Raw genomic sequence first — 251 nt, 5'->3', positions numbered from 1 at the left:
AGTTTTCAAGGAACAAATCTTAAGTCATCATGGTGGAGCCAAGCGGGATCGAACCGCTGACCTCCTGCTTGCAAGGCAGGCGCTCTCCCAGCTGAGCTATGGCCCCATGTTATAGTATGAAGTTAACTGGTGGGCCCTAGTGGACTCGAACCACCGACCTCACCCTTATCAGGGGTGCGCTCTAACCAGCTGAGCTAAGGGCCCTTACTTTCTTTATTCATCCTGCTTGAAGCAGGTTCGCTTGGCGACGT

2 tRNA genes are annotated in these 251 nt (G+C 53.0%); both read right to left on the bottom strand.

Features of this window, described 5'->3' with window-relative positions:
- Positions 1 to 30 precede the first annotated feature (30 nt).
- Positions 31 to 106 (bottom strand) — tRNA-Ala (locus ET33_RS33650).
- A gap of 21 nt (positions 107 to 127) precedes the next feature.
- A tRNA-Ile gene (locus ET33_RS33645) sits at positions 128 to 204 on the bottom strand.
- Between the last annotated feature and the right edge of the window lie 47 nt (positions 205 to 251).

This window comes from Paenibacillus tyrphae (genome assembly GCF_000722545.1).
GTDB lineage: Bacteria > Bacillota > Bacilli > Paenibacillales > NBRC-103111 > Paenibacillus_G > Paenibacillus_G tyrfis.
This window is presented reverse-complemented; position numbering and strand designations above follow the sequence as displayed.